General features: G+C 45.6%; 25 protein-coding genes. 8 read left to right on the top strand and 17 right to left on the bottom strand.

What is annotated here, in order from left to right; genetic code table 11:
• Positions 1-23: 23 nt before the first annotated feature.
• The 7 genes from CRO74_RS16765 to CRO74_RS16735 all read right to left on the bottom strand — a co-directional run bounded on the left by CRO74_RS16765 (position 24) and on the right by CRO74_RS16735 (position 8,580).
• Positions 24-791 carry a WecB/TagA/CpsF family glycosyltransferase gene (locus CRO74_RS16765; protein ID WP_097127221.1) on the bottom strand — a complete coding sequence of 256 codons (768 nt, stop codon included), beginning with the start codon at positions 789-791 and terminating at the stop codon, positions 24-26.
• A 5-nt stretch (positions 792-796) separates the two neighbouring features.
• Positions 797-1,945, bottom strand: coding sequence for a glycosyltransferase (locus CRO74_RS16760; RefSeq protein ID WP_097127220.1), 1,149 nt, complete (start codon positions 1,943-1,945; stop codon positions 797-799).
• Positions 1,946-2,014: 69 nt separating this feature from the next.
• Complete coding sequence (locus CRO74_RS16755) at positions 2,015-3,433, bottom strand: lipopolysaccharide biosynthesis protein (protein ID WP_179830225.1); 1,419 nt, start codon at positions 3,431-3,433, stop codon at positions 2,015-2,017.
• 49 nt (positions 3,434-3,482) lie between these two features.
• Positions 3,483-4,778: an O-antigen ligase family protein gene (locus tag CRO74_RS16750; RefSeq protein ID WP_097127218.1), complete on the bottom strand. Its 1,296-nt coding sequence runs from the start codon at positions 4,776-4,778 to the stop codon at positions 3,483-3,485.
• Between the two features lie 66 nt (positions 4,779-4,844).
• Positions 4,845-5,519, bottom strand: a complete 675-nt coding sequence (locus tag CRO74_RS16745) for a sugar transferase (protein ID WP_097127217.1) — start codon at positions 5,517-5,519, stop codon at positions 4,845-4,847.
• Between the two features lie 56 nt (positions 5,520-5,575).
• Positions 5,576-7,897, bottom strand: a complete 2,322-nt coding sequence (locus CRO74_RS16740; protein ID WP_097127216.1) for a GumC family protein — start codon at positions 7,895-7,897, stop codon at positions 5,576-5,578.
• A gap of 11 nt (positions 7,898-7,908) precedes the next feature.
• Complete coding sequence (locus CRO74_RS16735; protein ID WP_262508238.1) at positions 7,909-8,580, bottom strand: polysaccharide biosynthesis/export family protein; 672 nt, start codon at positions 8,578-8,580, stop codon at positions 7,909-7,911.
• Between the two features lie 663 nt (positions 8,581-9,243).
• On the opposite strand from CRO74_RS16735, the gene CRO74_RS16730 reads away from it, so the two are divergent.
• Positions 9,244-9,867: a hypothetical protein gene (locus tag CRO74_RS16730; protein WP_097127214.1), complete on the top strand. Its 624-nt coding sequence runs from the start codon at positions 9,244-9,246 to the stop codon at positions 9,865-9,867.
• A 73-nt stretch (positions 9,868-9,940) separates the two neighbouring features.
• On the opposite strand, the gene CRO74_RS16725 is transcribed toward CRO74_RS16730, so the two are convergent.
• Entirely contained in the window at positions 9,941-10,609 is a 669-nt protein-coding gene (locus CRO74_RS16725; RefSeq protein WP_097127213.1) for a TetR/AcrR family transcriptional regulator, read from the bottom strand.
• Between the two features lie 511 nt (positions 10,610-11,120).
• Between CRO74_RS16725 and tsaB the strand changes: the two genes are divergently transcribed.
• Positions 11,121-11,828 carry a tRNA (adenosine(37)-N6)-threonylcarbamoyltransferase complex dimerization subunit type 1 TsaB gene (gene tsaB, locus CRO74_RS16720; protein ID WP_097127212.1) on the top strand — a complete coding sequence of 236 codons (708 nt, stop codon included), beginning with the start codon at positions 11,121-11,123 and terminating at the stop codon, positions 11,826-11,828.
• Between the two features lie 97 nt (positions 11,829-11,925).
• A complete protein-coding gene (locus tag CRO74_RS16715; protein ID WP_097127211.1) occupies positions 11,926-12,714 on the top strand; it encodes a type III pantothenate kinase in 789 nt (262 codons plus the stop codon).
• An 80-nt stretch (positions 12,715-12,794) separates the two neighbouring features.
• Here the strand turns inward: CRO74_RS16715 and CRO74_RS16710 are convergent, their stop codons facing one another.
• Both CRO74_RS16710 and CRO74_RS16705 read right to left on the bottom strand, forming a co-directional pair.
• On the bottom strand, positions 12,795-12,989 hold the full coding sequence (locus CRO74_RS16710; RefSeq protein ID WP_097127210.1) for a type II toxin-antitoxin system antitoxin: 195 nt from the start codon (positions 12,987-12,989) through the stop codon (positions 12,795-12,797).
• A gap of 109 nt (positions 12,990-13,098) precedes the next feature.
• On the bottom strand, positions 13,099-13,953 hold the full coding sequence (locus tag CRO74_RS16705) for an SPFH domain-containing protein (protein ID WP_097127209.1): 855 nt from the start codon (positions 13,951-13,953) through the stop codon (positions 13,099-13,101).
• Positions 13,954-14,161: 208 nt separating this feature from the next.
• Between CRO74_RS16705 and lysS the strand changes: the two genes are divergently transcribed.
• Positions 14,162-15,931 carry a lysine--tRNA ligase gene (lysS, locus tag CRO74_RS16700; RefSeq protein ID WP_097127208.1) on the top strand — a complete coding sequence of 590 codons (1,770 nt, stop codon included), beginning with the start codon at positions 14,162-14,164 and terminating at the stop codon, positions 15,929-15,931.
• 68 nt (positions 15,932-15,999) lie between these two features.
• On the opposite strand, the gene CRO74_RS16695 is transcribed toward lysS, so the two are convergent.
• Positions 16,000-16,206: a cold-shock protein gene (locus CRO74_RS16695; protein WP_012930831.1), complete on the bottom strand. Its 207-nt coding sequence runs from the start codon at positions 16,204-16,206 to the stop codon at positions 16,000-16,002.
• A gap of 338 nt (positions 16,207-16,544) precedes the next feature.
• On the opposite strand from CRO74_RS16695, the gene CRO74_RS16690 reads away from it, so the two are divergent.
• Positions 16,545-16,766, top strand: a complete 222-nt coding sequence (locus CRO74_RS16690; protein WP_097127207.1) for a PspC domain-containing protein — start codon at positions 16,545-16,547, stop codon at positions 16,764-16,766.
• Between the two features lie 83 nt (positions 16,767-16,849).
• On the opposite strand, the gene CRO74_RS16685 is transcribed toward CRO74_RS16690, so the two are convergent.
• From CRO74_RS16685 to CRO74_RS16675, 3 genes are all read right to left on the bottom strand, one after another.
• The gene (locus CRO74_RS16685) at positions 16,850-17,872 is read right to left on the bottom strand and encodes a glycosyltransferase family 2 protein (RefSeq protein ID WP_097127206.1); all 1,023 of its coding nucleotides are present in this window, start codon (positions 17,870-17,872) and stop codon (positions 16,850-16,852) included.
• A 118-nt stretch (positions 17,873-17,990) separates the two neighbouring features.
• Positions 17,991-18,320: a YbaB/EbfC family nucleoid-associated protein gene (locus tag CRO74_RS16680; RefSeq protein WP_097127205.1), complete on the bottom strand. Its 330-nt coding sequence runs from the start codon at positions 18,318-18,320 to the stop codon at positions 17,991-17,993.
• Positions 18,321-18,373: 53 nt separating this feature from the next.
• A complete protein-coding gene (locus tag CRO74_RS16675) occupies positions 18,374-20,344 on the bottom strand; it encodes a T9SS type B sorting domain-containing protein (RefSeq protein WP_394341892.1) in 1,971 nt (656 codons plus the stop codon).
• A gap of 213 nt (positions 20,345-20,557) precedes the next feature.
• Here CRO74_RS16675 and CRO74_RS16670 point away from each other — a divergent pair, with 213 nt between their 5' ends.
• Both CRO74_RS16670 and trxA read left to right on the top strand, forming a co-directional pair.
• Positions 20,558-21,853 carry a bifunctional 3,4-dihydroxy-2-butanone-4-phosphate synthase/GTP cyclohydrolase II gene (locus CRO74_RS16670; RefSeq protein ID WP_097128639.1) on the top strand — a complete coding sequence of 432 codons (1,296 nt, stop codon included), beginning with the start codon at positions 20,558-20,560 and terminating at the stop codon, positions 21,851-21,853.
• Positions 21,850-22,194, top strand: a complete 345-nt coding sequence (trxA, locus tag CRO74_RS16665; RefSeq protein ID WP_262508237.1) for a thioredoxin — start codon at positions 21,850-21,852, stop codon at positions 22,192-22,194. Before CRO74_RS16670 ends, trxA begins: the two co-directional genes overlap by 4 nt.
• Positions 22,195-22,307: 113 nt before the next feature.
• On the opposite strand, the gene CRO74_RS16660 is transcribed toward trxA, so the two are convergent.
• The 3 genes from CRO74_RS16660 to CRO74_RS16650 all read right to left on the bottom strand — a co-directional run bounded on the left by CRO74_RS16660 (position 22,308) and on the right by CRO74_RS16650 (position 25,201).
• Positions 22,308-22,784 (bottom strand): nuclear transport factor 2 family protein, encoded by a 477-nt coding sequence (locus CRO74_RS16660; protein WP_097127203.1) that lies wholly within the window; start codon positions 22,782-22,784, stop codon positions 22,308-22,310.
• A 91-nt stretch (positions 22,785-22,875) separates the two neighbouring features.
• Positions 22,876-24,195 (bottom strand): beta-1,2-mannosidase, encoded by a 1,320-nt coding sequence (locus tag CRO74_RS16655; protein ID WP_097127202.1) that lies wholly within the window; start codon positions 24,193-24,195, stop codon positions 22,876-22,878.
• Positions 24,188-25,201, bottom strand: a complete 1,014-nt coding sequence (locus tag CRO74_RS16650) for a bifunctional heptose 7-phosphate kinase/heptose 1-phosphate adenyltransferase (protein WP_097127201.1) — start codon at positions 25,199-25,201, stop codon at positions 24,188-24,190. Before CRO74_RS16650 ends, CRO74_RS16655 begins: the two co-directional genes overlap by 8 nt.
• A 141-nt stretch (positions 25,202-25,342) precedes the next feature.
• On the opposite strand from CRO74_RS16650, the gene CRO74_RS16645 reads away from it, so the two are divergent.
• Positions 25,343-26,689, top strand: a complete 1,347-nt coding sequence (locus CRO74_RS16645; RefSeq protein WP_097127200.1) for a D-arabinono-1,4-lactone oxidase — start codon at positions 25,343-25,345, stop codon at positions 26,687-26,689.
• Positions 26,690-26,745: the final 56 nt, after the last annotated feature.

Genomic DNA, 26,745 nt, shown 5'->3' with positions numbered 1-26,745 from the left:
AATAATTAATAAATACAGCGTAATTATGTATTCGGATTTATTAATGACAACTTGACACGTAAAAAATACGTTAATACGACTAGTGGCTCAATAAAATATCGGAACCACATTCGTTTGGGCTCACTAACGAGTCGAAAGAACCATTCCATACCTATTCTTCCCGCCCAGCGAGGGGGCATATATACTTTGCCTGATATATAGTCAATTGTTGCCCCGATACACCATATTACTTTACAGTCAAATTTATCCTTGTTGGCTAAAACCCACTCTTCCTGCCTGGGCTGGCCAAGTCCCAATAAAATAATATCCGGTTTAACATTATTTATCTTATCAAGGTATACCTCTGTTTTCTGAAAACCATTGATGCTATCAAGTTCCAGACCAGGAATTTTTGTCTTTAATCGATCAATGCCAATCTTCAGGTAATCCTCCTCTCCCCCAATCCATAGTACTTTGTACTTGTTGTCTTTGCAGTGAATAAAAAATTCATCAATAAAGTCAAGCAGCGTCATTCTATAATTAGTGGGTATAGGATAGCCCAATGCCTTAGCAAATAATACGACAGTCATACCGTCGAAATAATTAACGGTAGACGCTTTGTAAAAATCCTTGACTACTTTACTCTTCAAGTACATGTAAAGCCCATGAAGATTTGTATATGCTATAATAGACTTCGGTGCTCCGTTTTGGATCGAATCATCAATTTTACTAAAGAGAGCCTGGTACCGTATCGGGTTTAACTTTATACCCAGTACATCAACATTATCCGGATTAGATACTACGTGATTCATATCTACTAATAGTTAATAGGTTCAGTATTGAGAGACGACTTAATAATCATTGATGGCTCCTTCTTATTTAGAAGAATTCGCTCGTAATTTTTCATCACTTTATTCACATCAAAATCTTCAGCTCTTCTTTTAAGAACAGTGGCAGACATGGCGTTATCAAGGGCATAGTCAATCTTATCAGCCAGATCTTTTACATCACCTACTTTGGCTAAATAGCCAAACTTACCATCTTGTAAAATTTCGGATGGACCGCTTTTACAATCGGTCGATACGATCGTTGTACCGGCAGCCAGTGCTTCTACAAGAATATTCCCGAAACCCTCCCATTTAGAAGACAAAACGAACAGTGATGCTTTACTTATCCATGAAATTGGAGTAGCCTGAAAACCAGCAAGCATAATATTATTGTGTAAGCCGTAGGCATCAATCTTCTGCTGAAGAACTTTGTGAAGCGTTCCTTCTCCAATTATTATTAAGCGAACCGGGCGCTTTTTTAACACTTCACGCGTAGCATCAATAAGTAATGGAAAATCCTTTTGCTCTGTTAAGCGACCAACACCAATGATAACTGGTATAGTAGGGTCACTTAACCATTCATTATGAACGGGTAGTACAGCCTCCTGAATCATCTTCTCATTATATGCAGGATTGTACACAACTGTTATTTTTTCAGCTGGAATGCACGCTACTTTAGCTAAATCTGTGGCAACCCCCTTCGAAACAGCAATTATTTCATCGGCAAATCGATATAAAAATGGTATCAGTGAAAAGCTCATTTTATAGATGCCTAAAGGAGACTTCCTGAACTCTTCTATTGTATTGCTCCTTTCTGATATTACTATTCTGGTATTTACACGAGAGATAAGTTTGGAAATAATGGCAATAAGATTTAAATGGGGTACCGCCGTGAACAAAACATCAACCTTGTTATTTTTCAAATAGTGTGACAAGTATTTTATCAAATCGAATCTATTATCCGACTCTAAACTTATTATTTTTATTGCTTCATTTACGAAAGCTAAGTAATGGCCTTCTTTTCTGCACAATATAATTGTTACATCAAACCCTTTGCCGGACAGATAGTTAGCAACATTCACCATCATCCGTTGAACACCTCCTTGATTAAGGTTTAAATAGAGTAGGACAATTTTCATGTTTATTAAATTTATTTAATTGTTTATAGACTATATCTTTTACAGTAATCTGGTTTAATTAGAAAAGAACTATCTCCCAACTTTCAAAATAGCTCTGTAATCAATTAAATTAAATTTCACAACTATACCTGTGAAAATAATTAGTAAACAGGCCGTTTTAACGAGCATGGAAGCAAAAATATTTTCCATTTTAAGAAACGAAATTCCTTCAGTAAATACAAGCAGAATAAGTAGTACAGGTGCCAGCTTCGTTAAATCAGGAAAAGGCATTTTATAATACACCCTCCCCCATACTATACTCATCAGAAAAATGCTTGCATAAGATAGTACAGTTGCGTATGCGGCACCCAGCAAACCGAAAGCAGGAAGAAAAAATATATTTGAGCAAATATTAATACATGCGCCAATAATGTAAATTACCGCTATTTGTTTCGTCTTCTCTTTAAACTGAAACGCATTATTAAAATGATATACTGTAAGCCCGTACATTATTGTACCTAAAATAACATAAGGCATTATTAACAAAGCTGTTTCTCGGTATGGAACACCTAGAAAAACAGAAATAAACTCTTTTGCATTAATAAATAAAATAAGTGCTATCAATAAAGATGTAAAACACAATATATCAACGTTTTCTTTTAGGCTTTGGCGTAGCTTTTCTTCTTCTTTATTTTCATGCAGCTTAATAAGCAGTGGATAATTCGACAGGTTAATAATCAAAAATGGAAGCCAGATTATTTGTTTGAAAATATCGTATCCTATCGCGTATAAAGCAACTTTATTTGATCCCAGATACTTCTCAATAAGCAATCGGTCAACTACGTTATTTATGTAGCTTGATGCTAACATCAGCGCTAATGGCAAACCGAACTTTAAAATACTTTTTACTATTTCCTTGTCCGGATGGTTAATTTTAAAATGTATGTATTCGCTTTTAAATAGAATCAACGGGATAAGTAGTGAAATAATATAAGATATGATTACAGCTTCTGAACTTTTGAATAAATACCCACTTACTGTTGCAAACAGAAAGAAAAAACAAGCGCGGTACATTTCTATCTTAGCGTACTGCTTTGCCTTTAATGAAGATCTATGAAGTTCCAGGTTTATGTCATATACAGAGTAGGTCATTAGCCAGAGACAGCCATATATAACAAACTGGCTTTCTTTAGCTCCTTTACTAAAAAATAGAATAGTGGATCCAACAAATGACACCAAAAGAACACTGATAGTTAAAACAAGCACTGCATTAATAAAGGCTGCTTTATCCGTTTCCTTATAGCGGTTGAAATAGCGCAGTAACGATACCCGTATCCACTGGAACAGTAATGCATTTGCCATCATGACCTCCGCTAAGGTAACGCTGTATTTACCCAGGTACTCCGGCACTAACAAATAGCTCAAGAATGATAAAGACAGAAAATTCAAACCTGATGGTATAAATTTCGATGCCGCATAAAATAAAGTATTTTTGTTTAGTATATTCATAATAGCTATTGACATCAATTCAATTTGTAAAATTTCCGCACTTCAACGATCACTTTTGAGAGCGAACCATTAAATCCTTTCGAATGCCCATACAGCAAACCAAAAACATTAGCCAATAAATATTATTATATTTTAAAATGAAAGTTTCTGTAAAGCTTACAATAGTCAAATTTATTAAGATCAGAATATACCAGTAATTTCTATTGTCAGGGTTATTTTTAATCAGGCTTACAGAGCGACTAAATCCTTTGAAAAGAACAATAATAAGACCAGCCAGACCAGTTACCCCTAATTGTAAAGTGATATCGATAAACCCGTTATGTCCTTGTTGGGGAGCCCAGGTAGCATCTATCCATATATCATTCGCTAGTATTTTTGGGACCCAAAAAGCACTGTATCCATATCCTAACAGCATTGACTTATCTATATAACCCATTAACATGACCCACAAAGGCAACCTTCCGCTAAACGAATCGTCCTTCCCTATACCTCCAAACAGTTGATCACTATAAGTATTAAATAAAATTATAAAAACATATATCAGAAATAGTAATAGCAGAGTATTGAAGATGGACTTGTATAGATTATAATGTTTATAATTCCACTTTAAAATAACGTATATGGGAATCATGAAAACAAAAGACAGCAGTGCTGTACTTGACTTCGACATTATTAATAGGCCAAAACAAATCACAGACACAGAAAAAGACAGTAGCTTTAATCGCTTATTTTCGAGATAAAATAATACAGTTGTAATAAGACATAGTCCTGCAATTCTGCCTAAACCATTTTTATGAAAATATACACCTTGCCATGCACCTGTATGTATACCACTTGCTAATCCATATTTCGGCAGAAGCAAAATAAATACCATACTTGCAATAGCAATAAAGCAGGATGTATAGAAAAATAGATTTAAAATGTGTTCACCTTTGAATCGCTCACTGACATAAAATGCATAAAGTAAACATATAAAATAAGATACACTTCGGCGAAGTGAGATATCAGGTGCCTGTGACCAGAAAACGGACAGCGGAACCATTAATGAAAGTAATAAGAGATATTTATTATTCTTAATACACAACTTTATTGCGTTGTACTCCTTCTGGATATAATAGATCATAACCAGATAAAAGGTTACCCATATATAATTAGCGATATTGGAAGTCGATTCGCCACTTTCACCATCACCTCCCAGAAGGTATAGCAACGCACCACTTAAGAAGAATAGAATAATTATGTTTGCTACGTATTCGAACGTACCTATTTTACTTAACAGATTATTTTCAAATAGATACGGTTGCCAGCCATAATGGTTAGAGGGCTTTGTACTAACTGCTTCCATTTAGTTGATCTTTTAATTGGATTAATTATGATCCAGCTACCAGTATAAAGTACTTGTATGTATCATCTACCAGGCTTTTTTATCTCCTTTTATCATATTATAAACTGTCCACCAGCAGATTTTTACGTCAAGGATAAACGATCGGTTGTTTATGTACCATCGGTCCAAACGCACTCGATGTTCCATCTTAATCAGCGTATCTGTTTCACCTCTACATCCCCTTACTTGTGCCAGGCCTGTTATCCCTGGCTTTACATTATACCGTTCAGGATAATTTGGCATCGAGTACCAGTGTTGGGCATCTAATGGAATGGGATGCGGACGTGGCCCTACGATACTCATATCACCCTGCAGAACGTTCAGGAATTGAGGAAGCTCATCCAAGTTTGTTTTTCGTAGTATCTGTCCCAGTCTTGTTACACGAGGATCATTTTTTGTTGCCTGCTGGAATGTATTATCCTGCCGGGTTATCATCGTACGCAATTTGAAGCACCGAAATTGCCGACCATTTCGCCCTGTTCTTAACTGAACGAATAGCATGGGACCAGGCGAGTTAATTCGTATGGCCAGACCAAGCAACGGTATTAGCCAGAATAGCACAAACAAACTGATGGATAATGAGAAAACGATATCGAATATACGTTTGCTGAGCAAACCTTTTTCGGACACAGACGAAGTATAAACTTCGTGCTGTGTCTCTGTATAAGGTCTGGTGTTGGAAAGTGAGGCATTACTAAGCATATATTTATTTTGATTTGCTTTTCATGATTAGTATTGATGGACAACAATAATTTCTATTAGTTTTTTTGAAGGGCGCGTTTGGGCTTATCTTCTTCATAATACCCACCATAGCTGTAACTGTAGTAGTAGGACTCACCATCATCAACAGCATTCAGGATCACGTTCAGGTTTTGAAAACGATGTTCTCTGTACAACGTATCAACCATCTTAAGGTACGTTTTCGGCGTAATGTCATGGCGAACCATGTAAAGAGTTGCATCAGCAAAGGGAGCAATCACCTGCGCATCCGTCACCAGGCCGATTGGTGGTGAATCAACGATTACATACTCAAAACGCTGACGTAACTCATCAAATAAGCGAGACAGATTAGGACCGTTTAGTAGTTCGGACGGATTTGGAGGCAGTGGACCGCTGCTAATCAGGAAATAGTTGGGGAAGCCTTCAATAGGCTGTAATACATCATCCAGCGTTGCTTCACCAATCAGGTAGTTACTGATGCCAACTGGATTGCGCATACCCAGCGATACGTGCAGCTTAGGCTTGCGAAGGTCCATTTCCAGAATGACCGTGGGGCGATCAACCAGCGCTAAACTTGCTCCTAAATTAAGCGACATAAACGATTTGCCCTCGCCACTAATACTTGACGTAAACAGAATTACCTGACTACCCGATGGGTTGCTACGCAAAAATTGAAGGTTTGTTCGCAGGGCGCGTATCTGTTCGGCAATAACCGAGCGACTGCGGGATACCACAACCAGTGCCTTTGAACTATCTGATTCGACTACCTCTCCTAAAATTGGTACCTGCGAAGCTTCTTCTACATCAGACCGGCGCCGAACACGATTGTTAAGGGCATCACGTGCTGCTATTAGCCCCACTGGCACAAGTAGGCCAAGAAAACCAAACAAACCGAAAATAACTTTTCGAACAGGCTTTATTGGATCCATTTCATGCCGTGGCATATCTACAACACGACTGTCTGGCAACGTCGAGGCATACGACAAGGCGGTTTCTTCGCGTTTTTGCAGAAGGTACGTATACAGGTTGTTTTTTATGGCCTGTTGACGCGTAATGTTTAATAGAGCTCTTTCTTTATGTGGCACCGTACGCACCATACCTTCGAGCCGTTGATTCGTTATGGCCAGTTGGGCGCGTGTACCTGTCAACTGAGCTTTAATCGTTTGTACGTTCTCTGTAATACTCTCCTTAGTAGCTTTTATTTGGCTATCCAATGACTGCAGCAACGGGTTTCGGTCTGAAGTTGTACGAGCCAAAACATCGCGTTGAAGCTCTAGCTCTGATACCTTCGTTACCAGACCCAACAAAATCGGGTCGCTTAAGCTAAGTGTTGCGGGAGTCACTCCCCGACTACCTGACTTACTATTGATGTAATTTTCAATATCGTTTAACGAGCTCAATTGAATAGTAACCTGGTTCAATTTAGCGTCATTATCCTGTACTGTTTGCAGGAATGTTTGCGCCTGTAGGCCTAGATCCGTAATTCCCTGGCTTGTTTTAAACTGCTCTACATCTTTCTCAACAGAAGTTAGTTCACCCGAAATTAATCGAAGACGCTCTTCAATGAAATCAAGTGTGCTGGCGGCAACCAGATTCTTGTCAACAACAGCTGCCCGGTTGTATTCATCGATAAGCTGGCTCAACATAGCCTCGCCTTTAGCCGGTACAGCCTCTTCGAGTGCCATCTCCAATACAGTCGATGCTTTACTCGTGGGTTCAACCGTTAACCGTTTGAGGTAATCATTTACGATCTGCGATTGTGGCGTAACTAAAACCGATATTGACTCTAAGGTATCATTAAGCGGCCGACGGGCAAAAATCCGTAACCGACCATACGGTGTTGCAACAGATTGGTTTACTAAGTATGTCTGATCATTAATTTTGACATGATTTTTATCGACAAAACTAATGGTCAGTTTACCCTCGTATAGAGCCGATGTGGGACGCTCTACAACCAGACGAACAGGAGATTCGTTGTAGATTTCTTCATCAATGGTTGGGGTGGCTCTAAAGTACTGTACATCAAGCCCAAGGTGTTTGACGACCTTGTCCATAAGCGTGTACGATCGAATAATTTCTATTTCATTCTCAACCGTTTTTTTAGGCATCAGAATATCCATTTCTTTTAGAATATTCTCCCCATCCAGCCCCTTCTTTTCGTCTTTTATCAAAAGACTTGCCTGTATTTTATAGATAGGCGTTTGATAAATCAAAAATACATAAGCAGCTGCACCAGCTAGTACCAGTGATAAAGCAAACCATTTCCAGTGTTTCAGATATCGAAACAATATGACCCTGATAGTAGGCTGTTCAACTCCATATTGTTGATAGGGCGTATACGAATAAATATTTTCAGACATGATATTATTAATTAAAAATAACGGAATATGATTGCCAGAAAAGAAAGTGCACTGAGCGCAATGGGCAGCAGTCGATACGTCTGATCTGCATTAGCTTGCCGTGCTTTGCCAGGTTCAACATACACTATATCGTTTGGCTGCAGGTAGTAATAAGGGGAGCTAAATAGATCGCGATTAGTAAGATCAATACGGGTAAATTTTCGCACACCATTTACCTCACGGATGAGTAATACGTTGTCCCGCCGACCAAAAATGGTAATGTCGCCAGCCAGGCTCAATGCTTCGAGCATTGTTATCCGTTCGTTAGGAATTGTAAAGAGAGAGGGCCGGGCTACTTCGCCCATAACTGACACCCGGAAGTTCTGATTACGAATGTTTACTGTTGGCTCTTTCAAATACGTTTTGAGTTGCTCACGGATTTTGTCAGAGGCCTTACTAGTACTGAGCCCACTTACGGGTATTTTGCCTATCAGCGGTAGTTCGAGTGTACCATCTGTGTCAACCAGATAGCCTGTTAGTTCTGGAAGGGCTGAAGCCGTCGCTGGGGTCGTCAGACGGTCAACGGGTAGTGTAGCAGAAGGTGGGTTAAAAAATGTAGTAGCTTCCGGACTTAGGCTGCTCACTCGGACGGACAAGATATCTCCCGGTTGAATAGTCGGAACAAATCGGCTTGTTAATTTTATTGAGTCAGAAGCCGTAGGCAGGCTCTGAAAGTAAACCAGCTTCTTCGATGAAGTACAGCCTGATACGAAGCTAATTAAGGCTAACGCAATAAGTAATGGTAGCGTCTTGGCATGATATGTCAATGTCATAAATTAGTAAATTAACTATGTTAAAAAGAAAGAGATATAAATGCTTACTAGTCTAAACTACTATATCGATTAACCATATAGTGTAATTCATCAGGATAATGCACTACATTATATGATTAACAGGTAGTAACAAAATAACAAGTTGTTACCTATTAATTTTGTTATCACATTTCAAATATATTGTATGTTCTCTATAGTAACAAGTAATTACCGTATATATTTTATTTACTATCTAAAATAATTGTAAACATAGAGACGAATAAAAATATAAACCTGCTTTTTAAAATACACATATTGACCTCATAATCAGTCCCTTATAGGATTCAATCTTACTCATTGGTCTCTGTTGCCCATTAACTTCTGTAGGGTAAGAATAATTATACCCTATAATGTATCCTAAGTCGTAAAATAATTGCCTTAATTGTTAGTTTGTATTTATAATAGTTATAATAGTAAATATTAGATATAAGGTAAAGTTACTTTACCACTCGTTTCAAAAAGTTGCATATTTGTAAAATCCAGTAAGTATATACTATGAATTTACAGACATCAGTGAATATTTTACAAAATAGAGACTGGCAGCTGGTCTATCAAAGCAGTACTTGCTGTATATATAACTCCGTTGCTCAATACCTCGTCACCCCCCTGAAAAGCTTAGGCAGCATACCGAACGGAACATTGGATACCCTCTTTCGAGCAGCCTATACTCCCCACAAGACTTCGTTTAAAGGCCAGCATACGAAGAAAATAGCGGTACCTGTCGTTCCGGTGGTGCTTGAGAAAAAAGGAGGCCAGCTTTGGGGACGTGTCGAATTACAAGGTATATTGATAATTACCTCCGGAGCTACTCATGAAACAACCATCAGTAAGCTACAGACTCAACTCAATGAGTTAACTAATTATCTGAGCGCTCATGATATCGACAGGGAAATACTACCCAACGATTTTGTGTTCAACTTTCACCATGACTTAACCTGTGTTCGGGAACTCTTTCAACGGTTCAAAATAAATCACCTGGCTGATCAGACCAATATCCCGCAGGAGTTACTCAGTCAGTTCCTGACCAATAAGCAACACCCCTCAACGAAGGAGGCTCAAAAGATAGAAATGCTAATTCAGCAGCTTGGGCGTGAGATGATCAACTTTTCACTACTTTAGCTTAGGTACTGGACATAAAAAAAGCTTCTATTCTGTTGAATGGAAGCTTTTTTATTACACAATACATGATAATCTACCATTGGCTAGCAGGCTGGGCTTTAGTTTGAGCGCTTAACTTAACAGATTGAGTGTCAATCGCCATTTTGTTAAGTGCCAAATAAATCAGTTTAACTGCTCCCTCAATACGTTGCCAGCCCTGCTCACTACGCAGATCAATGCCAACCATAGTATGGTTATTTTGGGCCTGAATAGTCAGATAAGATAAAGCACCTAGCATTACTGCCGAAATTGCCTGATTGTCGGGTCCTTCGATGAATGAAAGCTGGTTAACTAAGCGCATCAATTCATCATCCTGTGCTTTGCTAATGACATCAGCTGTTGGGTCATTTTCAACAACGTTCGCCTTCAGTACTTCGCGAGCTGCTTTCGATGTCCGCATGTAACGAAACATCTGAATTGCCTGCCGATACCAAACCTTGGCCAAATCATCCTGATGTATTGGACGGATCTGGTCCAGCATGGCTGGTGTAAAGTGTGGAAACATTCGGCCCATTCGGACGTAGTATTCCATCAACCCATCAAGGCCGCCAAAATAGCGATAGATAAGCACTTTGCTAATTCCAGCCTTTTCAGCGATTTGGTTAATTCTGGCACCTTCAAGACCTTGCTCGGCCAGTACATCTTCGAGGGCGTTAACAATACGCTGTGTGGTGTCCGCGCGATTTCTTCTAATTTTTTCCATCTATAATCTGAGCCAGCTTAGATATATACTGCTAATGTAGAATTTACAGTTTACAAAAAGTCACTAAAAAACAACTTTTTATTTTTCGAACTTCTTTGAAATTAACGGTATACCCTAAAAGTATATATTAACTATCCGGTAATTCGATGGAGCAAATAGCATCTTTTTATACTAATAATTAGCATATTGCCTTCTTTTTTTATCGTATGCTCTTGTAATTTACTATACTATTTAAGTTTATATGATGTAAAAACATCAAATTTACTGTATCTCTTTAATTTTAAATCATTTATATACAAGTACTTACTCCTTTTAATATATATTCATCCTGTTCCAATGTATGAATTACGGCATCTGGTAGAGAGTGAACTACAACCAAGTCCAACCTAACCTATTGAGTAACATAAATCAGCTATCTTGTCAACGAAACGGTCAATTTGAACACAACAAAAATGGGTGCTTGAAAATCGGTAAGGTACGCTTTACTTTGCCTCTGTTTCCTATTTAGCCTATGCCACTTATTCTTTCTCTCGATACATCGACTGCCATCTGCTCCGTAGCGTTGCACAATACAGACGGCTTGCTCAGCAGTTCGTTGCTGGGATCGTATGAACTCTTCACAGAGCGTACTTCTTCGGCTATGCTGACAACACTAATCAGCGATATTGTACACCAGGCAGGTTATGAGTTAGCCCAATTGGATGCGATCGCTGTGGCAAAGGGGCCAGGCTCTTATACGGGGTTACGCATTGGGGTTTCGACAGCAAAAGGGCTTTGTTTTGCGCTCGACAAACCTTTGATCGCGGTAAATACACTAAGGGCCATGGCCGAGCAGGTTCGTGGCTATTATCCCGGCGGCTATATTCTTTGTCCGATGATCGATGCCCGGCGGATGGAAGTTTACTGCGCTTTATACAGTACGGATGGCCATGAACTACAACAAACCACAGCCCAGATCATTGATGAACAATCGTTTAGCGAATGGCTGACGGAGAATTCCGTTGTTTTTTTTGGCGATGGAGCCGCAAAATGCGAAACCATGCTGGGTAGTCATGCCAATGCGCACTTTCCTAACGCAACCATAGCGCCTTCGGCCCGAACAGTCGGGCACCTGGCCGTAGTTTCTTATGCCCGCAGTGAATTTGAAGACGTAGCTACGTTTGAGCCCTTCTACCTGAAAGATTTTATGGCCATAAAGCCCAGAAAGGCGCTGTTTTAGCCTACTCGCTATACCTTATTCCCGTAGTGAGCTGCTAATACGATAAGAATGTGCCGTTTTTCTCCTTATTTCGCCCCGGTATTTATTCCCTTCGCTCGTGCAGATTATCGTTGATATTGGCAATACCGACGCCGTTTTCGGATTTTATAATGCAACCAGCTGGCAGCACATCTGGCGGACACCCGCCCGGCATGATGAGTCGGCTGAATCCTACGAACGTCGGTTGCGGCTCTGGTTACTGGAAGCGGGACTACCCTTGAGTAGTGTTGAAACGACTGTTTTGAGCAGTGTTGTACCGGCCCTCACGCCTACCATGCGGGCTATGCTGACAGAGTTATTTGGGTTTGCTCCCGTAGTTGTAGGGCCCGATATTTACCCACATTTGCCCATTGAGGTGCTACGCCCCCACGAGATCGGCTCCGATTTAGTTGCCAATGCGCTGGCTGCGTATACCCGCTACCAGCGCACCTGTGTTGTGGTCGATTTCGGAACGGCCTTAACATTCACTACGGTATCCGGAACCGGCAAACTGCTGGGAGTGGCAATTGCCCCAGGTTTAAAAACCGCCATTCGGTCGTTGTTCGCCAACACGGCACAACTGCCCGAAGTGCCCATTGAGGTGCCTGCTTCGGCACTTGGCACCAGTACAACTCACGCCATTCAGGCGGGCGTAGTGTTGGGCTACGAAGGACTGGTTCGCTCATTGGTCAGCCGTATCCAGAGCGAACTGAACGGAGATTGCATTGCCGTAGCCACCGGCGGATTATCCGGGCAAATCACATCCCTGAACGATGTATTCAGCGATATAGTCCCCTCCCTAACCCTAAACGGCATCCGGCTGATTGGTGAGGCAGTATTAAGTAGGGGAGGCAGTATTAGGAGTTAGGAGCGAGAAGTGAGGAGGGCTGACTCGAGGGGTCTGACCGGACCGGCAGGTTATGCCGCCGGATGGCTCCTAACTCCTCGCTACTCGCTCCTAATACTACCCTCTTCCCCTTCCTCCGGTTTGGGGGTTCGTTTTTTTCGCTTGCGCAGGGCATCGTTGAGCAAAAATTCAATTTGCCCATTCACACTCCGAAACTCCTCCTGTGCCCACCGCTCCATCTCCTTCAACGTTTCGGGTTGAATGCGTAAGATAAATGCTTTCTTTTCAGTAGCCATGTTTTTTTAGAAGTTAGGAGTTAGGAGCGAGGAGTTAGGAGCCATCCGGCGGCATAACCTGCGTCAGCCCTCCTCACTTCTCGCTCCTAACTCCTCAAAGAAGACTACTTTAATTATAAAGAGTCCCCGCGTTAACGACCGGGCTAACTGACTTTTCGCCACAGAGTACAACCAGCAGGTTGCTTACCATAGCCGCTTTGCGTTCTTCATCAAGAGAGATCACGCCATTTTTTTCCAGTCGCTCCAATGCCATCTCCACCATACCCACGGCCCCTTCCACAATAAGGCGACGAGCGGCAATCATGGCCGATGCCTGCTGCCGCTGTAACATAGCACCGGCAATTTCAGACGAATAGGCCAGGTGGCTAACGCGAGCTTCGATAATGTCGACACCCGCTCGTTCGAGCCGTTCGTTCAGTTCCTGTTCCAGAAACAGGTTGATCTGGCCGGTACTATCCCGTAGCGTTACCGATGACGTTTCATCCTCCATGTGGTCATATGCATACGAGTTCGCTAACTTCCGAACGGCGGCTTCGGACTGTATCTGTACGAAATTTACGTAATTATCTACGTCGAAGAGGGCTCTGGCGGTGTCTTTTACCTGCCAGACAACAACAGCGGCAATCTCGACGGGGTTGCCCATTTTATCGTTGACCTTCAGCGTTTGTCCGTTCAGGTTACGGGCACGCAAACTTATTTTAGTCTTGCTATACAGGGGGTTAACCCACCGCAGTCCGCCCTGTCTCATCGTCCCGACATAATCGCCGAAGAAGGTACACACCGCTGCCTCGTTTGGATTAATCACGGTTATTCCCATGAACAGAATAATAGCCAGTATCACTAACAAGACCGGAATCACCACAGTCTTCAGGGCAATACCTAAACCGGCAGCCGCTACCAGGCAGCCTACGGCAACAAGCAACAACACATAACCAGAGATTGATGTAAGCGGTTTTTCCTGCATTTTCGTAAAGGCTAGTTCAATAAAGTAATATCATTTTGATAGCACAATGATATATAAGAAATTAATATGAATGGTACGATTTATGGGAACGGCTTTCCAACTCCATCAACGGCTTCTTTCGGCATATCACTGTAAACGCCAATCCTTTTCACTATTTTTGCACCCTTAAAACGGGTCGCCTTTCTGGTCGACCGACACATTGACGACCATGCTGCTGAGTGAACAGGAAATAAATCGCCGACAAAAGCGCGAAGAATTAATGCGGATGGGCATTGACCCCTACCCCGCCGAGTTGTTTGACGTAAATACGACTATTGCCGACATTCGGGCGGCTTTCCAGACGGATGGCCCCGGTACAGAGGTTACTCCCGAACAGGATTATTCCGGCGACGAACGTTGGGGCAATGTTCAGTTAGCGGGCCGGTTAATGGTCTTCCGGATTAGCGGCAGCGCGTCGTTCGCCGAAATACAGGATTCTACCGGTCGGATGCAGTTTTACTTCCGGCGGGACGACCTCTGCCCCGGCGAAGACAAAACGCTTTACAACACTGTCTTTAAAAAGCTGCTCGATATTGGCGATATCATCGGCGTGAAAGGCCATGTATTTACCACAAAAACCGGTGAGCTGTCGGTCTATGTTAAGGAATTCAAGATCCTCAATAAAGCCCTGCGCCCTTTGCCGGTAGTAAAAGAAGTGGTGAACGAGAAAGGAGAAAAAGAAACCTACGATGCCTTTACCGATCCCGAACAACGCTACCGCCAGCGGTATGTGGACCTGATTGTAAACCCCCAGGTGCGCGATGTTTTCATAAAACGTACCAAACTGGTCAATTCGATCCGGCAGTTCCTGAGCGAAAAAGGGTACCTGGAAGTAGAAACACCCATTTTACAGCCCATTCACGGGGGTGCTGCGGCTCGGCCTTTCAGCACACACCACAACTCACTCGACATGAAGCTATATATGCGGATTGCCAATGAGTTGTACCTCAAACGCCTGATCGTTGGCGGATACGATGGCGTATTCGAGTTTGCCAAAGATTTCCGGAACGAAGGGATGGACCGTACACACAACCCCGAGTTTACGCAGGTTGAGTTCTACGTTGCCTACAAAGATTATCTCTGGATGATGGATACCATTGAGGAGATGGTAGAAAAAGTAGCGCTGGATGTAGCGGGCACGACGAAAGTTACCGTTGGCGAAAACATTATCGACTTCAAACGCCCCTGGAAACGCCTGACCATGTTCGAGGCCATTCAGGAGTACACCGGCGTCGATGTATCGGCCATGGAAGAAGACGAACTTCGGCAGGTAGCCGAACAACGGGGTATCAAGGTAGACAGCACCATGGGTAAGTCGAAACTGATCGACGAACTATTCGGTGATGCCTGCGAACCGAACCTGATTCAGCCAACATTCATTACCGACTATCCGGTTGAAATGTCGCCCCTGACCAAGAAGCACCGGAGCAAACCGGGCCTGGTAGAACGATTCGAAGCCATCTGCAACGGAAAAGAAATTGCCAACGCCTACTCCGAGCTAAACGACCCCATCGACCAGCGCGAGCGGTTCGAAGAGCAGTTGCGCCTGGCCGAGCGGGGTGATGAAGAAGCGATGGCGCTGGACGAAGACTTCCTGCGGGCACTCGAATATGGCATGCCGCCAACGGCGGGTGTGGGCCTGGGTATTGACCGGCTCTCGATGATCATGACCAATCAATCGTCTATTCAGGATGTGCTGTTTTTCCCACAGATGCGTCCCGAAAAGAAACAGGAGCAATCAGACGAAAGTGATTTTATTACCGCCGGTGTTCCGGCAGAATGGGTACCCGCCGTTCAGAAGCTGGGCTTCATGAGCGTTGAGCAACTTCAGGGAGCCAATCCCAACAAATTATTCAACGATTTAGGGGGCGTTCGCAAAAAGTTAAAACTGGAAGCCAAAATGCCCACTCTGGATGAAGTGAAGGCATGGATTGGATAGAAATCAAAAACCCCCGCCAGAATTCATCGGGCGGGGGTTACACATTCATATGTAGACGAACTGAAGGCTTAGTAATCGGAGTCGATCTTTTTCACCTTTACAGCATTGAGTCCTTTCTTGCCGTCAACCACTTCAAACTGAACCCGGTCTTTTTCCCGAATGGTAATTCCGTTCAGGCCGGTGATGTGGACGAAGATGTCCCGGTTGGTATCGTCTTCAACAATGAATCCGTAACCCTTACTTTCGTTAAAGAATTTTACTACACCTGTTTGCATAAAACTTAAACAATTTAACAATTAAACACTAAAGGGTCAGTTAATAACAAAAACGCAAATCAGACAGCAGCGTAAGCAACAGAGTTGATACCTAGTTGAGAATCAGCGAAATTTGTTGAGTGTAACGACGAGCCTGGTAGCTGAAGGCTGCTAACGTCGTTACAATACAAAGAAAAGAAAAATGTTGCGACTTCAACTAGATTACCTACTTTTTTTACCTACTTTCACTAAGTTTATATGGGATTTATGTGTAAACGGCAAACAATCTATCTGATTCGAACGTTAGCTTTTTTCCGTTGAGATACCTATTTAGTCGAAACACTTCGCAAACTAAAGACATGAACAAGATAAGATACTTCGTTGAAAGTCAGGCGTTTGGCGTCTGTTCCCGGCTAGGTGAGAAAATGAATATCTCAGCTAGTAGTATTCGGCTCTATTTTATATACACGTCCTTCCTGACGCTCGGATCGCCCGTTATTCTGTATCTGATTATGGCTTTCTGGATGGAAATGAACAAGCACCTGCGCCGTCATGCCCACCCAACCATCTGGGAACTGTAATTTTATGTAGGATATAGGATATAGGATGTATAGTTGCTATGCATATGACTAGCTACATCATATATCCTACTTCATACATCTTTTCACATCTCTTTAAACGTCTTTTTGCCTTCTGCAAAGTATTTCCAGACAATGCTGTGTGGGAATAAGCTCACCTCCTTCGTTTGTTGTGCTTTCAGCGTGTTGCGCTGGCTGTGCAGTCGCGGTAAACTGCCGTAGAAGGCAAAATGCGCCCGTATAATAGCCCAAACGTCGCGCCATTGCCCTACCTTCAGAAAGAGTATCGACGAGGCTCCGTCGAGGACCAGCCGAAGCATAATCTTCGGCCATAACCGGCCATCGGCGGGCCAGTTTTTATACAGCATAAACAGGCTGTTCCGGTAGTTCAAAAACGTTTTGTGCGGATTGGATTTATGCAGGGTCCCCCCACCCACGTGATAAACCGTCGATTGCCCGCACGCCCAGACTTCATACCCCAGTCGCTGAATACGCCAGCACCAGTCGATCTCCTCCATATGCGCGAAAAATGAACCGTCGAAGCCCCCCGTCTGGTGAAACACGTCGGCCCGCATGAACAGACAGGCACCCGTTGCCCAGAACACCTGCCGATTGTCGTCGTACTGCCCAAGATCGGTTTCGAAGGTGGCAAAGATGCGTCCCCGGCAAAATACGTACCCGAGCCAGTCGACATAGCCACCGGCGGCACCCGCATGTTCAAATAAATCGCGCTGGTTATACGACCGGATTTTAGGTTGGCAGGCTGCAATGTTGGGATTCGCTTTCAGTAAATCAAGCACCGGCGACAGCCAGCCGGGCGTTACTTCAATGTCGGAATTGGGCAGGACGTAGTAGGTAGCTCCGCCAAAATGCGTTCGGATGTGTTCAAGAGCCAGGTTGTACCCACCGGCATAGCCATCGTTGCGGGGAAGCTCAATAATGCGGACGGCTGGAAAATTGGCCTTCAGAAACGACACCGAGGAATCCGATGAGGCACTATCCGCTACATAAACCGGATGGCCATCGGCATTGGCCAGAACCGTGGGAAGAAATTTAGCTAAAAACGGCTGACCGTTGTAATTAAGAATAACAATGGCAAGGGTATCCACAGTACGCGTTTACGGTTTATGATTTACAGCTTACGGTTTCTGGTTTACTATCAGACCTAATTGTTCCTGAGCAAACTAAAAACCGTAAACTATAAGCCGTAAACTTACGAACACTTTCCTACATTAGCCCATCCAGATTCAGACCGGGTATGTTTGGCAGCAGGCCTTCCGTTGCCTGACGGAGCTGTTCGCGGGCTTTGGTTTCCACGTTACTCATCGCTTTGTTGGTGGCGGCCACAATGAGGTCCTGCAGCATTTCGCGGTCGTCTGGCTTGATCAGATCGGGGTCGATTTCAATTTTGAGGACGTTCTTGAGGCCGTTCACCGTTACTTTAACCAGCCCCGCGCCCGACTCGCCCGTTTCGGTTACGGCACTAAGGTTTTCCTGCGCATCTTTCATTCGGGATTGAACCTCCTTCATCTTCCCGAACATATCCATCATATTCATAGCTGTAATTAGTTAGTGAGTTGGGGTAAGTTGATAAGTGGCTTACCAGCTTATTACCGTATCAACAACACCGCTCCAGTACGAACAGTTTTCAGGCCGGTCAGGTCAATGACTTCAATGCGATACATATATTGTCCGGGGGGTGCCTGCTGCCCATTATTATTCCCATCCCATCCCTCGCTCCTGCTCGTTGTGCTGTATACAACTTCTCCCCAGCGGTTATAGACGGTCATCATGAACTTATCTATGTAAGTACCAAATGCCTTTAACACATCATTCATTCCATCCCCATTGGGCGTAAACGCATCCGGCATCAGGATTTTGGCTTCCCGACGGAATGTGTAAAAGTTGGAAACGCTAACGGTTCCCCCGGCCGTTAGGGCAATAATCCGGTACTTCTGCGACTGCAGGTTCGGATCATTCGGGTCTGGTTCGTAATGCGTATTGGCCCCCATCTGGATCTCCTGCCTTGTCCCGTTCAGGGAGTCGATTACTTCTACAATATAACTATCGACGGGTTCTGGTGCAAAGGGCGAATCGGCGTTCCAGTCGATTCCGTTGGCCGATTTTGCCTCCAGATAGACGGTGCAAACGGTCTTGGATGGGGGCGTTTGCAATCCGCAGCTGGTCTGGTAAACGACCTGATAGCAGTAGGAACCAGCCGATGGGTTCGCGCTGTCGTCGGTATATGTACTTTTTCGTTCGAGGGTGGCAATGGGCTGAAAACTCCCCGAAGGCCCCGACGCCCGGCTGACGACCATGGTGTAACTGTCCGTTGCGCCAATACCCACAGGTGGCGTAACATTCAGGCGGGGACGTCCATCTTCAATGGACACAATCATATTACCAACCTCCCCCGGCGGATCCCCGTTAACGCCGATAACACAGGCATTCGCCGACTTTATCACAGTTTGGGCTGTTCCCTCAACCGTAGCCTCCAGACTATAGCAGTACTGCGAACCACAAACAATGTTGTTGGCGTCACTGTACGTATTCTGATTTGCTCTCGTTATCAAAGGGCCAGTCGGCGCGCCGTTTCGATAGATTCGGTAATATTTGAATCTCGGCGCAGTACCGGCATAAGCCTGCCAGCTCAGGCTGTTTTGCTTGTTGCCCGCCTGAGCCGTTAACACCAGACTACAAACCTCGTCCGATTTTACTGTTTGGCTATTGCAGGCATCCTGCGGCACCAGTTGAAAACATTGTACCTGTTTGGCATCTGTCTGAACCGTAAATGTACCGCCCCCCGCGCCCTTCTGGCCCGTTGCCGTGTATGTCCCGCCTATTTTTTGATAAAGCTCTACCGACACACCCGTACTGGTCTGGTACTTAATCTCAATAGAGTTGTCGTTAAGGGTAGTTAATGTATTGATTGTCGGTTGGGTGGCGGTGGCCAGCAAGGTAATTGACTGGGTGGTTGGCGGACTACTGCATAGTGGAGAAGCGACTGTACCATAAACACCCTCCACCGTGATCGTGGGCGAATTGGGCGAGCCAGCATTGTAGGTATGGGCTGGATTCGCCTGTATCTCCGCACGGCTTTTCTCCTCAGGAGGCATACCATCGCCCCAGCGAATGAGATAGGAATCGTACTGACCCAGCGTAGAAGGCTCGACGGTTATCGTAGCCCGGCGACCCAGACAGGCCTGAGCGGTGAATTTAACAGGCTCTAAAGGGAGGACCTCAATCTCCTCGCAATGGATCATCCCTGAACTTAAACTTCCTGTCTGCAAAATTTTATACCGGCCACTTTTAAGAAAAGTGTACGTGGTTCTTGCAGTCCCTGCCGTTGCTAAACTTGAGTCTTTTGTATAACCATAAATATACTTAACTCCTGTAGCTGCAGTTTTTGTGTTTGTAACAACTATCGTTTGCCCTACACAGGTCCGTTTTACTACAGTGAATCCACCTTCAACAGTATTTGACGTTCTATTGGCAGGATCACAGAGATCTTTCTGACCAATTGCTGGATTGACTAACGCACTAGTCAATAGTAGTAAGCTGGTCAGCCAACCAATACTCATTCTAACTTCAGCTGGCCACAGTCGTAAACTTCGCACGAAGAGTATCTTTTTTATCGTTTGTATAAATTTAGTCGTTTCTACTCTCTGAAACGGCTTTAGCGGACATTTTCGCGTCTGTCGAAACGTATCTTTCTTAAAATCAGTTTTGAGTTTAAACAAAACCAGGAAACTGCCTGCCAAAGATATTTGCGCAAACACGCATCAACGAAAATGATGAGCAATAATAGTACCAACTCCGAGATAAATACTGCGAACGAGGGAAATCCTGTCGAGCCGAATCCTATCCGGCTGGATCGGATTGAAGACGCCATTGCTGATATAAAGGCAGGCAAGATTGTGCTGGTCGTTGACGACGAAGATCGGGAAAACGAAGGGGATATGATCTGCGCGGCCGAAATGATTACGCCCGAAATGGTCAATTTCATGGTGCGCGAGGCTCGTGGGCTTATGTGCGCGCCCCTCACGCAGGAACGTTGCGACGAGTTGGGACTGGATATGATGGTAACCAGCAATACCTCGGTGCATACAACCCCCTTTACAGTATCGGTCGATTTGCTGGGGAATGGCTGCACAACGGGCATCTCGGCATCCGACCGCTCCAAAACCATTCAGGCGCTGGTCGATCCCAATACCACACCCGACGATCTAGGCCGACCCGGCCATATTTTCCCCCTGCGGGCGGTTGAGGGTGGCGTTATCCGCCGGGCAGGCCATACCGAAGCGGCTGTCGATTTAGCTAAAATGGCGGGTTTGTCGCCGGTGGGTGTACTGATCGAAGTGTTGAACGAAGATGGCACCATGGCCCGTTTGCCCGAGTTGCGCGTGCTGGCCGACCGCTTCGGGATGAGATTGGTGAGTATTCAGGATTTGATTGAATACCGGCTTCGGACCGAAACGCTGATCCGTCGTGAGATTGGTGTCGATATGCCCACCCAGTGGGGGCACTTCGATCTGATCGCTTACAAGCAGAGCAACACCGGCGATACCCACCTTGCCCTTATAAAAGGCACCTGGGAGCCCAACGAGCCGGTAATGGTGCGTGTTCACTCCTCCTGCGTAACGGGCGACATTTTTGGCTCCTGCCGCTGCGATTGTGGACCGCAGCTTCATGCTGCCATGGAGCTTGTCGAAAAAGAAGGCAAAGGCGTGGTAGTCTACATGTTTCAGGAAGGGCGCGGCATTGGCCTGATCAACAAGCTCAAGGCCTACAAACTTCAGGAAATGGGCCGCGATACGGTTGAAGCCAATCTGGATTTAGGCTTACCCATGGACGCCCGCGATTATGGCGTAGGGGCTCAGATTCTGCGGGACCTTGGCATTCGCAAGCTTCGGCTTATTTCCAATAATCCGAAAAAACGGGCCGGTTTAATGGGCTACGGGCTGGAGATTGTCGATACCGTCCCCCTCGAAATTAAATCCAACCCACATAATGAGCGCTACCTGCGAACAAAACGGGACAAAATGGGTCATACCATTATGAATGAGCCGGTGAATGAAGAACAGGAATAAGGCGGCAACTTACTTCTTACCACTCAACCACAAAGAACATGAACAAGCAATCGTTTAAAGACCTCATAAACGGCGATAAGCCTGTCCTGGTCGACTTTTACGCCGACTGGTGTGGACCCTGTAAACAGCAGGCTCCTATTTTGAAGCAATTGACCGAGCGCAACGGCGACAAAGTACGCGTCGTTAAGATCGATGTCGACAAAGCCCAGGCAGCTGCTCAGCAATACCAGATACGGAGCATCCCGACCATGATCATGTTTAAAGACGGCAAGATCGTCTGGCGGCAATCGGGCGTTCAAAACTTAAGTACGCTGGAAGGATTGGTGAAGCAGTTTAGTTAGTAATGCCGACCGTCCCGGTCGGGCGATTCACTTAGTTCGTTGAGTATAATCCCAAACTATATCCAACAATAAAGCGTGACTCGCCCGACCGGGACGGTCGGCATTACAGTCGTTTATTTCTGCGCCAGCCCGAAGCCTTTCAGGTTCGTTAGCGCCGTGACGTTAATGATCTTCCACTGCCCGTTGATCTTTTCGAGCGTTCTTGACTCTTTGGAGGTCGTTTTGCCGTGGCTGTCCAGGAGCGTCTGATCGTATGCCACGAACGCCATGTTCCCATTCTGGTGAATGGTATAGTTCGAATTCTGCACCGTAACCTTATCCGATACTTTTGAGCTTTTAAACTGACTGGCAAACTGTTTTTCCAGGTTGTTCCAGCCTTTTATCAGCATAAAATCGCCCCCGTACAAGTTGGCCGCAAAATGAATGTAGGGTGTATGGGCCCATGCATTCGACCACTCTGCTTTGTCTCGCTTAAAAAAGCCTTCTGTTTCACTGCGCAACACACGTTTAATGGCATCGTTGTCGGCCTGGGCCAACCCACACGTAACGGTACTCAGCAATAAAGCGGCTACCAAAAGTGGCGTTTTCATGACCAGAAAGTGTTTAGTGACTGATCAAGGTAGCGAACTAAATAGCAATAAACAAGTATTATTTTACACTTTTATCATTCAAACAAACACCTTATGTTGGTGTCTGTAAAGAACTGGTAACAGCAGTTCCGTTACCGGATGTTTCGGAACTTAATAACATATCCAACCGCCGGATCGACTGCACCATTGACCGGACAGTATGGTAATTTATCTTCCAGGAATGGCTCATATGTGTCCAGATGGGCACCCCTTTCCGGGTCATGAGCGGCCACCACTCTCCTACCGGATGGTTCACCATCTTGTCCATCACAAACCGGTGAACGTTCTCATACGCCCGCCAGTATTTTTCCTCCCCGAAGATGCGGTAAGCGTCCAGAAAGCCAATCAGTACCTCGGCCTGCTGCCAGAATTCCTTCTCCCGGTCATAAACCTTACCACTGTGCGAGCCTTCCACAAAAACACCCCCGAATTCCCAGTCGACACCATGATCGACGGCGTGTGAAAACGACTTTTGCAACTGACTGAAATAGGTTTCGTGCGGAATTTCCAGTACGGCAAGTGCATGGAGTAGCAGCCAGGCAAACTCGGCATTGTGGCCGTAGCTGGTGTTATCTTCGGCGGCTTCTTTGGCACCATCTTCCGTAAAGCGATCCCAGCCCCAAATCACGTCGAACTTGATTTGGGGAGCTACCCGCCAGTCGGCCCAGAACTGCGGCACGCCCGTACCGTATACGGGGTGCATCACTTTCCCAACCAGCAGGCTGATGACTTCCAGGAGTTTCCGGCGGTGAATAGGCTGACGCGTACACTCATACAGGGTGGTAAAGGCTTCCATAAGGTGCATGTGGGCATCGAGCGTTTTACGATTTCCACCGGCAGCGCCCGGCCCTTTTAGCGTCCAGTTGCGGTCAAACATTTCAAAGTACCCGCCATAGCAGGTATCAGCTCCGTATTTTTGTAACAGATCGAAAACCTTCTGGGCATACTCGATACCGCGCTCATCACCGGTGGCGAGGGTGTACTCGCTCAGGCAGTAGATCGCAAAGCTTTGGCCGTACACTATTTTCTGATCGTTCGTTACTTCGCCTTTACGGTTGGTCATCCAGTAAAATCCGCCGTGTTCGTGGTCCCACATCCGGTTCAGCAAATAATCGACGCCATGCCGGGCCAGATCGGCCAGTTCACCGGACCCGTAGCCCGCCCGGTGGGCGGATGCGTAAGTATAAATAGACCTCGTCTGGGCAATGAGTGATTTCTCATCCTCGCCCGAATCGTGGCCATGCTCGTCGAAGTGGGTAATGAAACCACCGTGCACATGATCGGCGGTGCGGGCCGTCCAGAAGGGCAGCAGCTCGGTAGTCAGGTGATGGTATAATTCCTGACGGCATTGACGTAAGGTTTCGTTAGTCATTGGAATGGTAGGTATGATGCAAGGCAAGAATTTCGGATAGGCTGGCCGTACCGGTCTGATTCAGTTTCTGAACGGTTACAGCAGCCGCCATATTGGCAATGTGCAGCGCCTGGGCGGGTGCAGCGCCAGCTCCCAGACAGGCGGCCCAGGCGGCCACCACGGTATCGCCCGCGCCAACGGTATCGAGTTCGCCCTGAAGAGCCAGGCCATCAACAAGCTGCTGTTGGTCATCATCCAGATAAAGGATACCCGCTGGCCCGCGTGTGATCAGCAGGGGACCTTTGCTCTGCGCCCGAAAGGCGTTTCCATGTTGGATGCACCAATCGAGGTCATCAGATTCAGGCGCTTCAATCCCTAAAAAGTTAGCAAGTTCTTTGGTGTTTACCTTGAGCGTTGCCCCCCGAACCAGCGTCCCCACATCGCGCATGTCGGCCAGGAATCGAACCGCCGGGAAACGGACGATCAAGTCATTAAGAGCCGCAATCCGGTCTTTATTGAGCAAAGGGTTGGCAAACTGCTGATTGATGATCAGCACGTCGAGTTCGGCAAGTAACTGCTCCAGGCCGGCCATAAGATCCATAAACAAGGCATCGGAGAGCGTATTAGCAATCCCGAAATCAATCCGGTTGGCTTCCTGTCCGTTCAGGTTCGGTTTGGTGTAGAGGCAGGTATCCCAGTCGGAATCGGGCACGTGCAACTGCCGGGTATTTACGCCCAATGTGCCGAAAATATTTTGCATCTCCCGCCCAAACAGGTCGTTGCCCACGCAGCCTGCTACATGGCAGGTCGATACGCCCAGTGCCACCAGGTTCTGAACCACGTTGCCCGCAGCGCCGAGAGATGCCCGTGGCTGGCTGCCCCAGAATACATCCCGGCCGGTTTCGAGCGATCGTTCGCCGGTTTGAGTTTGTAGGGTAAAGTATAAATCGAGGGCAAAATCGCCAATCACACCGACTCGGATGGTTGAGAATCGCTGGAAGAGCGCACTGATTTCGGAAGAGGTCATGAACAGACTCGAAGTTAAGCTTGCAACTATAAAGCTGGTTTCAAGGCGCGGGCTACTCACTTCCCTCATTTGTTCGCCTACGCAGTAGTTTCATCTCATTTGTCAATTTATCCAGTTAGTTTCGTATAAAACCCGTTAACCATGAAAAAAAGAACCTTCCTTAAATTATCCTCGACCCTCATGGCCGCCCCTGTACTCTCCCCACTTATTGATCTGACAGCCCCCGAGAAACTGAAAAACTGGGCCGGAAATTTACAATACAGCACCGACCGACTTTACGAAGGCAAATCCATTGGGCAGGTGCAGGAACTGGTCAAAAAATACGACAAACTGAAGGTGCTGGGTACGCGCCATTGTTTCAACAGCATTGCCGACAGCAAAGACAATCTGCTTTCATTAAAAGCAATGGACGACGTTATTTCGCTGGATACCAAAGCGCACACCGTTACCGTCGACGCCAGTATGAAATATGGTCAACTAGCCCCTTATCTCGATAAAAAAGGCTTTGCTTTGCACAATCTGGCATCATTACCCCATATTTCTATTGCGGGAGCCTGCGCCACCGCAACGCATGGTTCGGGCGTGAAGAATGGTAACCTGTCGACGGCCGTATCGGGCATGGAAATCGTCACAGCCGCTGGCGATGTGCGTACGCTTTCCCGTGCAAAGGATGGCGATACCTTCAACGCTGCCGTTGTGCACTTAGGCGCGCTCGGTGTGGTAACGAAAGTTACGCTCGATATACAGCCCACCTTTCAAATGCGGCAGGATGTGTACGAAAATCTGCCAATGTCCCAGCTCAAAGAGCATTTCGAGGCCATCGTTTCGGGTGGATACAGCGTGAGCCTGTTCACCGACTGGCAAAAGAGCCGCGTCAACGAAGTCTGGATCAAACGCCGAATCGACAAGGGGGTGACGCTGGACGCAAAGCCGGAGTATTACGGTGCAACGCTTGCCAAAAAGAACCTGCACCCCATTGCCGAACTCTCGGCCGTGAACTGCACCGAGCAAATGGGGGTGCCGGGTCCCTGGTACGAACGAATGCCTCACTTCCGGATGGGCTTTACCCCCAGCAGCGGCAAAGAACTGCAATCCGAATATTTTGTTCCCCGCAAAAACGCCGTCGAAGCGATTCTGGCAGTGGAACGGCTTAAAGCGCATGTAAGTCCTCACCTGATGATTTCGGAGTTACGCACCATCGACGCCGATACTTTATGGATGAGCCCCTGTTACAAACAACCGAGTCTGGCTATTCACTTTACGTGGAAACAGGACTGGGCATCGGTCAAGAAAGTATTGCCCATGATCGAGAAAGAATTGGCTCCTTTTCATGCCCGGCCGCACTGGGGCAAGCTCTTTACCATGACGCCCGTGCAACTCCAGTCGCGCTACGAAAAGCTACCGGCCTTCAAGCAACTGGTTACTCAGTACGACCCAAAAGGCAAGTTTCGCAACGACTTCCTGAACACGACTATTTATGGAGTTTAAGTAGTTACGAGTCGATAACGCAGCCAAATTGTAACCAAGCACCCTGACATCAGGGT

The sequence above is a fragment of the Spirosoma fluviale genome (genome assembly GCF_900230225.1).
Lineage (GTDB): Bacteria > Bacteroidota > Bacteroidia > Cytophagales > Spirosomataceae > Spirosoma > Spirosoma fluviale.
This window is presented reverse-complemented; position numbering and strand designations above follow the sequence as displayed.

Coding starts and splice junctions, on each gene's coding strand:
- CRO74_RS16765 (WP_097127221.1), bottom strand. CDS start 791: ATGAATCACGTAGTATCTAATCCGGATAATGTTGATGTACTGGGTATA.
- CRO74_RS16760 (WP_097127220.1), bottom strand. CDS start 1,945: ATGAAAATTGTCCTACTCTATTTAAACCTTAATCAAGGAGGTGTTCAA.
- CRO74_RS16755 (WP_179830225.1), bottom strand. CDS start 3,433: ATGAATATACTAAACAAAAATACTTTATTTTATGCGGCATCGAAATTT.
- CRO74_RS16750 (WP_097127218.1), bottom strand. CDS start 4,778: ATGGAAGCAGTTAGTACAAAGCCCTCTAACCATTATGGCTGGCAACCG.
- CRO74_RS16745 (WP_097127217.1), bottom strand. CDS start 5,519: ATGCTTAGTAATGCCTCACTTTCCAACACCAGACCTTATACAGAGACA.
- CRO74_RS16740 (WP_097127216.1), bottom strand. CDS start 7,897: ATGTCTGAAAATATTTATTCGTATACGCCCTATCAACAATATGGAGTT.
- CRO74_RS16730 (WP_097127214.1), top strand. CDS start 9,244: ATGAATTTACAGACATCAGTGAATATTTTACAAAATAGAGACTGGCAG.
- CRO74_RS16725 (WP_097127213.1), bottom strand. CDS start 10,609: ATGGAAAAAATTAGAAGAAATCGCGCGGACACCACACAGCGTATTGTT.
- tsaB (WP_097127212.1), top strand. CDS start 11,121: ATGCCACTTATTCTTTCTCTCGATACATCGACTGCCATCTGCTCCGTA.
- CRO74_RS16710 (WP_097127210.1), bottom strand. CDS start 12,989: ATGGCTACTGAAAAGAAAGCATTTATCTTACGCATTCAACCCGAAACG.
- CRO74_RS16705 (WP_097127209.1), bottom strand. CDS start 13,953: ATGCAGGAAAAACCGCTTACATCAATCTCTGGTTATGTGTTGTTGCTT.
- lysS (WP_097127208.1), top strand. CDS start 14,162: ATGCTGCTGAGTGAACAGGAAATAAATCGCCGACAAAAGCGCGAAGAA.
- CRO74_RS16695 (WP_012930831.1), bottom strand. CDS start 16,206: ATGCAAACAGGTGTAGTAAAATTCTTTAACGAAAGTAAGGGTTACGGA.
- CRO74_RS16690 (WP_097127207.1), top strand. CDS start 16,545: ATGAACAAGATAAGATACTTCGTTGAAAGTCAGGCGTTTGGCGTCTGT.
- CRO74_RS16680 (WP_097127205.1), bottom strand. CDS start 18,320: ATGAATATGATGGATATGTTCGGGAAGATGAAGGAGGTTCAATCCCGA.
- CRO74_RS16675 (WP_394341892.1), bottom strand. CDS start 20,344: ATGAGTATTGGTTGGCTGACCAGCTTACTACTATTGACTAGTGCGTTA.
- CRO74_RS16670 (WP_097128639.1), top strand. CDS start 20,558: ATGAGCAATAATAGTACCAACTCCGAGATAAATACTGCGAACGAGGGA.
- CRO74_RS16660 (WP_097127203.1), bottom strand. CDS start 22,784: ATGAAAACGCCACTTTTGGTAGCCGCTTTATTGCTGAGTACCGTTACG.
- CRO74_RS16655 (WP_097127202.1), bottom strand. CDS start 24,195: ATGACTAACGAAACCTTACGTCAATGCCGTCAGGAATTATACCATCAC.
- CRO74_RS16650 (WP_097127201.1), bottom strand. CDS start 25,201: ATGACCTCTTCCGAAATCAGTGCGCTCTTCCAGCGATTCTCAACCATC.
- CRO74_RS16645 (WP_097127200.1), top strand. CDS start 25,343: ATGAAAAAAAGAACCTTCCTTAAATTATCCTCGACCCTCATGGCCGCC.